Genomic DNA, 7,380 nt, shown 5'->3' with positions numbered 1-7,380 from the left:
GTGAAGAACTCGCCGGACGCGATCGTCATGTCGACGCCATCGACCGCGCGCACGGCCGTCGCGCCCTTGCCGAAGACGCAGGTGACGTTCTCCAGTGTCACCGCCGCGGTCATCGCGCCGGCGCCCGAGCCGTCAGCGCCTCAGCGGCCGCCGAGCACGGCGATGTAGTCGCTGACCCACTTGTGGTACGGAACGCACTGGTTGTTCTGGCTCTTGCACTGCGTCGTCGGCGTCTTCCAGAAGGAGATCCGGTCGAAGTCGTTGTAGCCCTGCCGCGCGCAGCCGTCGTCGGTGAGCAGCGCATTGCCCTTGCAGGCGGCCGGCACCGCGGGCACCGAGCCGAACCAGGCCGACAGATCCCCCTGCAGCTTGGGATTGAGCGAGTGCTCGAGCCACATGTACGCGCAGTTGGGGTTCTTCGCCTCGGCGTGCAGCATCGTCGAGTCGGCCCAGCCGGTGGCGCCTTCGATCGGGATGGTCGTGGCGATCGGGCGGTTCTTGCTCTTCAGGATGTTGGCCTGGAACTGCCACGAGCCCGAAGCGACGACGCCCTCGTTGGTGAAGTCGTCGATCTGGACGAAGGCGTCGTGCCAGTACTTGCCGACGATCTTGCGCTGCGCCCGCAGGACGTCGAGCGCGGCCTTGTACTGCGCCTCGTTCAGCTCGTACGGGTCCTTGATGCCGAGCGCCGGGTTCTTCTTCATCAGGTCGAGCGCGGCGTCGGCGATGTGGATCGGCCCGTCGAACGCCTGCACCCGGCCCTTGTTGCTCTTGCCGTCGGGCAGCGTCGTCTCCTCGAACACCACGCTCCAGCTGGTCGGCGCCTTGTCCTTGAAGACCTGGGTGTTGTACATGAGCACGTTCCAGCCCCACTGGTACGGCACGCCGTAGTGGGCGTTGTTCTCGTAGTGCCAGGAGGCCTTCTGCAGCCGCGGGTCGATGTTCTTGTAGCTCGGCAGCAAGGCGACGTTGATCGGGGCGACCTTCTTGCCGCGGATCAGCCGGCTGCTCGCGTCGCCCGACGCGGTGACGAGGTCGAAGCCGCCCTCGTTCATCAGCGCCACCATCTCGTCCGAGGTCCCGGCGGTCTTCACGTTGACCTTGCAACCGGTCTTGGCCTCGAAGTCGGTGACCCAGTCGAACTTCTTGTCGGTCGCGCCGCGTTCGATGTAGCCGGCCCAGGCGACGATGTCGACCCGGCCCTCGCCCTTGCCGATCTTCTGCAGCGGGCCTTTCTGGGCTCCTGCCGGCGCGGCGACGACGAGCGCGGCGGCGGCAAGGCCGGCAACGGATGCGGTTCGGAAGAGCATGTTCACCTCCAGGCTGTTATGCAGGCTCCGCACGGATGTCGGTGCGGTCGACGGGCGCACGATAGGTCGGGGCGCGGGGGGCGTGAAGTTCAATCCATCGCCGACGAGCTATCCCGAAAAGAGATAGCTAGGGTTAACGCGAGCAGCGGGAGCTAGGCCGGTGCCGTCGCCGCAGCCGACTCCTCAGAAGGCAGCCACAGCACCGTGAAGGCGGTGCACAGCGCCACGCCGGCGAGGACGAGCAGCAGCGTGTCGAAGCCCATGCCCTTGACGAGCGGGCCGAGCAGCCACACGGCAAGCGAGCTGATGCCGAGCGAGATGGCCAGCCGCATCCCGGCCACGCGCGAGCGCATGCGGTCGTCGACGTAGCGGGCGATCATCGCGTCGGTGAACGGGATGGCGCCGAAGATGGAGATCATCATGCCGAGCATGCCGGCATAGAGCCACCAGCCGGTCTGCTGCGACGAGAAGAGCAGCACCGGAACCTGCAGCAGGGCGACGCTCAGGTACAGGGGCTTGAGCGCGACGCGGTCGATCAGGCGGCCGACCACCACCTGGGCCAGCGACGCCACCGCGTAGATGCTCGCCAGCAGCAGGCCGAGCGTCGCCGGGTCGCTCATCACGCCGCGGAAGCGCTCGGTCAGCAGCTGCGTGTTGCCGTTGGTGGTGAGGTTGAACAGGATGCCGCCGGTGGCCGACGCCAGCGTCATCACGGCCAGCACCCGCCCCACCGCCGAGCGGGACAGCCGCTTCTGGGCACCTCCCTTGCGCCGGGCCGGCGACTCGGTCTCGCGCGGGACGACGCGCATGAAGAGCACCCCCATCGCCATGCAGGCGACGCCGGGCACGGCAAACGCCGCCCGCCAGCCGAACCATTGCGTCAGCAGGCCGGTCAGGGCCGCGGCCACGGCGATGCCCAGGTTGCCGGCCAGGCCGTTGAGGCCGATCGTCGCGCCCGGACGCGACGCGCCCTGCAGCAGCATCGGAATGCCCACCGGATGGTAGATCGACGCGAACGTGCCGATGAGGGTTAGCGCCGCCGCCAGTTGCCAGGGCCCTTGCGCGAGCGCGGCCAGCAGCGACGACGCGCCGATGCCGAAGAAGAACACGACCATCATGGCGCGGCGGCCCCAGAGGTCGCCGAGCCGGCCGGCCGGCAGCGAGCCCAAACCGAACATCACGAAGGCGCCGACACCGAAGGGCATCAGGTCTTCCCAGCGGGCGAAGCCGAACTCGGCAGCGATGCTGGCCACGGCGGTGGCGAAGATCAGCAGGAACATGTGGTCCACCGCATGGGCCACGTTCAGGAGAAGAACGGCGCTGCGCTTGTGCATGGGGGATGCCGCGTGGAGAGGGCTCGGTCGGGCCGGGCGAAAAAGAGCCGCGGCCGCCTTCCTCACTCTAAGGCATGCGCTCGCGCACCCATGGCAATCCCGGTGTCGGTCCGCCCTCGGTGCCTCTACGATGGGCCATCACTTCGATGGATAGCCGATGAAACCGATCCTGAGCATTGCCCTGGCCGCCGCCGCCCTCCTCGCCGCCTGCGGCGGCAGCGACGACGACGACAAGGTCCAGTTCACCTCCGTCGTCTCGTTCGGCGACAGCCTGAGCGATGCCGGCACCTACAACGTCGGCACCGTCGCCGCGCTCGGCGGCGGCAAGTTCACCGTCAACGGCGCCGGCAGCAGCAGCTACACCTGGACCGAGAACCTGGCCGTCAGGGTCAACGCGCCGGCCCAGTGCGCAGCGCGCACCGGCCTGCTGCCGAATCAGGCGGGTATCACCGGCGCGCCGGTGACCGACGTCGCCGGCTGCACCAACTACGCGCAGGGCAGCAGCCGGGTCACTTCGGAAGGCAGCGGCCCGAACGGCGTGGCGCTGCAGGCCTTCGGCCAGCAGAACCTCGGCTTCATGGCGAACTCGCTGATGGAGCAGATGAACCGGCACCTGACCCGGGTGGGCGGCAGCTACAGCGGCAACGAGCTCGTCACCGTCAACTCAGGAGGCAACGACGCCTTCATGCAGCTCAACGGCGTGGGCAGCGCCGCGGGCGGCGGTGCCGCTGCCGTCGGCGCCGGCACCATCGCCCGTTGGCCGCAGAGCGTGCTCGACACGGTCGCGCTCGGTGGCGCCGCCGCGACCAACGCGGCCGGGCAGGCCGCGGTCACGGCGATGGGCCAGGCGGGGACCGAGCTCGCCGGCTACATCAAGACGCTGATCGTCGCCAAGGGCGCGAAGTACGTCGTCGTGCGCAACTTGGGCAACATCAACGTCACGCCGTACGGCCGCAGCCTCGACGCGGGGACGCAGGGGCTCATCACCAACATGACGCAGGCGTTCAACAGCCAGCTGTCGGCCGGCCTGAACGGGACCGCCGGCGTGGTGATCCTCGACGACTACGCGATCTCCAACGACGCCGCCGCCAATCCCGCGAAGTACGGCTACACCAACGTCACTGACATGGCCTGCGCGAACAACCCGTTCGGCGGCTCGTCGATTGTCTGCAACTCGACCAACGTGGTCGCCGCCAGCAGCCAGTACGCCTTCTCGGACAGCGTGCACCCGACGCCCTATTCGCACCAGAAGGAAGCCGAGGCTGCGTACGCCTTGCTGGTGTCGTCCGGCTGGCAATGACGGCGAGGCGCTGAGATCGGCGGCTGGGCCGCCGCTCGTCAGAAGGGGTAGTGCCGCGGCGTCGTCTGCACGGTGATCCACCTCAGGTCGGTGAACTCGGCGATGCCGGCGCCGCCGCCGAAGCGGCCGAGACCCGAGCCCTTCATGCCGCCGAACGGCATCTGCGCCTCGTCGTGCACGGTCGACGAGTTGACGTGGCAGATGCCCGACTCGATGCGTCGCGCGACGTTGATGGCGCGGCCGATGTCGCGGCCGAACACGGCTGCAGAGAGGCCGTACTCGTTGTCGTTCGCGCAGGCCACGGCGGCCTCGACGCCGCTGACCCGCACGATGCACTTCACGGGGCCGAAGGTCTCCTCGTGGAAGATGCGCATCTCGCGCGTGACGTGGTCGAGCAGCGTCGCCGGCATCAGCGTGTTCTCGGCCTTGCCGCCGCAGACGAGCTTGGCGCCCTTGGCGAGCGCGTCGTCGATGAGCGCGTTGCAGTGCTCGACCGTGCCCATGCCGACCACCGAGCCGAGCACCACCGGGTCCTTGCCGCGCGGGTCGCCGAGCGGCAGCGCCTTGGCCCTGGCGACGAAGCGGTCGACGAAGGTGTCGGCGATCTTCGCGTCGACGATGACGCGCTCCGTGCTCATGCAGATCTGCCCCGAGTTGGCGAAGCAGCCGAAGGCCGCGGCGTTGACCGCCTCGTCGATGTCGGCGTCGTCGAGGATGACCAACGGCGCCTTGCCGCCGAGCTCGAGCACGACCGGCTTCAGGTGCTTCGCGCACATCGCGGCGATGATCCTGCCGACCCGCGTCGAGCCGGTGAAGTTGACCCGCCGCACCGCCGGGTGCGCGACCATCGCCTCGACCACCGCGCCGGCGTCTGCGGGGGCGTTCGTCACGTAGTTCAGCACGCCGGGCGGAAAGCCCGCCTCCTGGAAGGCCTCGACGATCAGCCAGTGGGTCCGCGGGCAGCTCTCGCTGCCCTTCAGGACCACCGTGTTGGCGCAGGCCAGCGGCGTCGCGATGGCGCGCGTGGCCAGGATCACCGGCGCGTTCCAGGGCGCGACGCCGAGCACGACGCCGGCCGGCTGGCGAATCCCCATCGCCAGCGAGCCGGGCACGTCGGACGGGATGATCTCGCCGGCGATCCGCGTCGTGATCGACGCCGCCTCGCGCACCATGCCGGCGGCGAGCATGACGTTGAAGCCGGCCCAGCCGGCGCTGGCGCCGGTCTCGGCGGCGATCGCGGCGATGAACTGCGGCGCCTTGGCCTCGAGGGCGTCGGCCGCCTTCAGCAGCAGGGCGCGGCGCTCGCCCGGGCCGGTCTGGCTCCAGGTCTTGAACGCTTCGGCCGCGGCCTCGACGGCGCCGACCGCGTCCTCCGAGCTGGCCGCGGGAGCGCGCGTCACGACCTGCTGGTCGAGCGGGTTGCGGCGTTCGAAGGTGGCGCCGCCGCGAGCGCCGGCGGCAAGGCCGTTGATGAGCATGGACAGATCGGACATGGGCTTCTCCTGGGGCATGAGGGGGGTGGGCGGCGACGGCGCGCCGCCGAGGTAGGCGTGGTGGATGGCTGCGGAGCGGGCCAGCTCCGCCGCCGAACCGCTGGCGACGATGCGGCCGCGCTCGAGGACATGGCCGCGGTCGGCGACGGCGAGGGCCTTGCGCACGTTCTGCTCGACCAGCAGCACGGTCGTGCCGGCGTCGGCGATGCGGCGGGCGATGGCGAGCAGCTCGTCGACCATGCGCGGCGCCAGGCCGAGCGACGGCTCGTCGAGCAGGAGCAGGCGCGGCGCCGACATGAGGGCCCGGGCGACGGCGACCATCTGCTGCTCGCCGCCGCTCATCGTGCCGGCGAGCTGGCCGGCGCGCTCGGCGAGGCGGGGGAAGTCGCGCAGCACCTGGGCCAGTCGGCGCCGGCGCTCGTCGCGGCCGACCAGCCAGCCGCCGAGCTCGAGGTTCTCGGTCACCGTCATCTGCCCGAACAGCTGCCGGCCCTCGGCGACGAGGGCGAGGCCGCGGCGCACGGCCACGCTCGGCTGCTCTGGCGGCAGCGCCACGCCGTCGAGCGTGATCCGGCCCAGCCGCGGGATCAGGCCGGCGATCGCCTTCAGCAGCGTCGTCTTGCCGGCGCCGTTCGGACCGAGCACGACGGTGAGGCCGGGCTCGATATGCAGGTCGAGGTCGCGGACGACGAGGAAGCTGCCGTAGCCGGCGCTGACGCCTTCGAGGGCCAGGCGCGCGCTCGCCGCACGGTCTGCCGGGCTCATGCCGGCTCGGCCATCTCGTCGCCGAGGTAGGCCTCGATCACGGCGGGGTCGCGCACGACCTCGGCCGGCGCCGCGTCGGCCAGCGTCCGGCCCTGGTGCAGCACGATCACCCGATCGACGTGGCGCAGCAGCGTCGTCACGGCGTGCTCGATCCAGACCACGGCCAGGCCGAAGTCGTCGCCGAGGCGGCGGATGAGGAGCGCGGTGCGTTCGAGCTCGGCCTCGGTGAGGCCGGCGGCGACCTCGTCGAGGAGCAGAATGCGCGGCCGCGTGGCCAGCGCCATGCCGATCTCGAGCAGGCGCTGCTGCGACGGCGTCAGGTCGGCGGCGGGGCGCTCGGCCTCGGCCGCAAGGCCGAGACGGTCGAGCAAGGCAGCGACGTCGGCCCGCGCGTTGACGCGATCGGCAGCACGTGAGCCGGTGCCCGGCGGATCGCCGGCGACGCCTGCCGCCACGGCGCGGACGCGTCCGGCGAACTCGCGCCCGAAGGCGACATTGACCGCCACCGACAGGCCGGCGAAGACGCGCGGCGTCTGGAAGGTGCGGGCAACACCATGGCGGGCGAACCGGTGCGGCGCCGCGCCGGTGAGGTCGTCGCCGCCGACGCGGATGCGGCCGGCGGTCAGCGCCTGCACGCCCGAGAGGGCATTGAAGAAGGTGGTCTTGCCGGCGCCGTTCGGCCCGATGATGCCGACCCGCTCGCCGGCCCGAAAGCTCGCGCTGACCGAGTCGACGGCGAGCAGCCCGCCGAAGCGGACGCTGACGCCCACGGCCTCGAGAACCACGTCGCTCACGGTGCCCGCCCCGCCCCGAACCGCGGCCAGCGCAGCGACGCCAGCCCGCCGGGCAGGTAGATCACCGAGAGGATCAGCAGCAGGCCGAGCGCCATCATGTAGAGCTGCGGCAGCTGCAGGCGAAGCGTCTCGGCGAGGACGCTGAAGACGATCGCGGCGAGCAGCGGCCCCCACAGCGTGGCGGCGCCGCCGACGAGCGCGATCAGCACCGTCTGGAAGCCGATGAAGGGGCTGAACACGGTCGCCGGGTCGATGTAGGTCCAGCGCACGCTCATCGCCGCACCCACGGCGCCGGCGAAGGCCGCCGTCAGCGCGAAGCCGAGGGTCTTGACGAGCCGGGTGTCGACGCCGAGCGTCTGCGCCCGCTGCTCGTCGGCGCCGATG

Annotated in this window: 6 protein-coding genes and 1 pseudogene; 1 reads left to right on the top strand and 6 read right to left on the bottom strand. The window is 70.8% G+C overall.

Annotation, left to right across the window (positions count from 1 at the left end):
• Positions 1–140: 140 nt before the first annotated feature.
• Positions 141–1,310, bottom strand: coding sequence for an ABC transporter substrate-binding protein (locus AC30N0_RS04080; RefSeq protein WP_489516654.1), 1,170 nt, complete (start codon positions 1,308–1,310; stop codon positions 141–143).
• Between the two features lie 152 nt (positions 1,311–1,462).
• Positions 1,463–2,644, bottom strand: a complete 1,182-nt coding sequence (locus AC30N0_RS04075; RefSeq protein ID WP_489516653.1) for an MFS transporter — start codon at positions 2,642–2,644, stop codon at positions 1,463–1,465.
• 157 nt (positions 2,645–2,801) lie between these two features.
• Here AC30N0_RS04075 and AC30N0_RS04070 point away from each other — a divergent pair, with 157 nt between their 5' ends.
• Entirely contained in the window at positions 2,802–3,944 is a 1,143-nt protein-coding gene (locus AC30N0_RS04070; protein ID WP_489516652.1) for an SGNH/GDSL hydrolase family protein, read from the top strand.
• Between the two features lie 38 nt (positions 3,945–3,982).
• Here the strand turns inward: AC30N0_RS04070 and AC30N0_RS04065 are convergent, their stop codons facing one another.
• The 4 genes and pseudogenes from AC30N0_RS04065 to AC30N0_RS04050 all read right to left on the bottom strand — a co-directional run.
• The gene (locus AC30N0_RS04065) at positions 3,983–5,437 is read right to left on the bottom strand and encodes an aldehyde dehydrogenase (protein ID WP_489516655.1); all 1,455 of its coding nucleotides are present in this window, start codon (positions 5,435–5,437) and stop codon (positions 3,983–3,985) included.
• Positions 5,438–5,707: 270 nt separating this feature from the next.
• Positions 5,708–6,202: pseudogene (locus AC30N0_RS04060) on the bottom strand (ABC transporter ATP-binding protein); the annotation flags it as partial.
• Complete coding sequence (locus AC30N0_RS04055) at positions 6,199–6,996, bottom strand: ABC transporter ATP-binding protein (protein WP_489516651.1); 798 nt, start codon at positions 6,994–6,996, stop codon at positions 6,199–6,201. The pseudogene AC30N0_RS04060 and the gene AC30N0_RS04055, both read right to left, overlap by 4 nt.
• A partial coding sequence (locus tag AC30N0_RS04050) for an ABC transporter permease subunit (protein ID WP_489516650.1) occupies positions 6,993–7,380 on the bottom strand: 388 nt, incomplete at its 5' end. The genes AC30N0_RS04050 and AC30N0_RS04055, both read right to left, overlap by 4 nt.

The organism is Rhizobacter sp., from assembly GCF_031412495.1.
In the GTDB taxonomy this organism is placed as follows: domain Bacteria; phylum Pseudomonadota; class Gammaproteobacteria; order Burkholderiales; family Burkholderiaceae_C; genus Schlegelella_A.
This window is presented reverse-complemented; position numbering and strand designations above follow the sequence as displayed.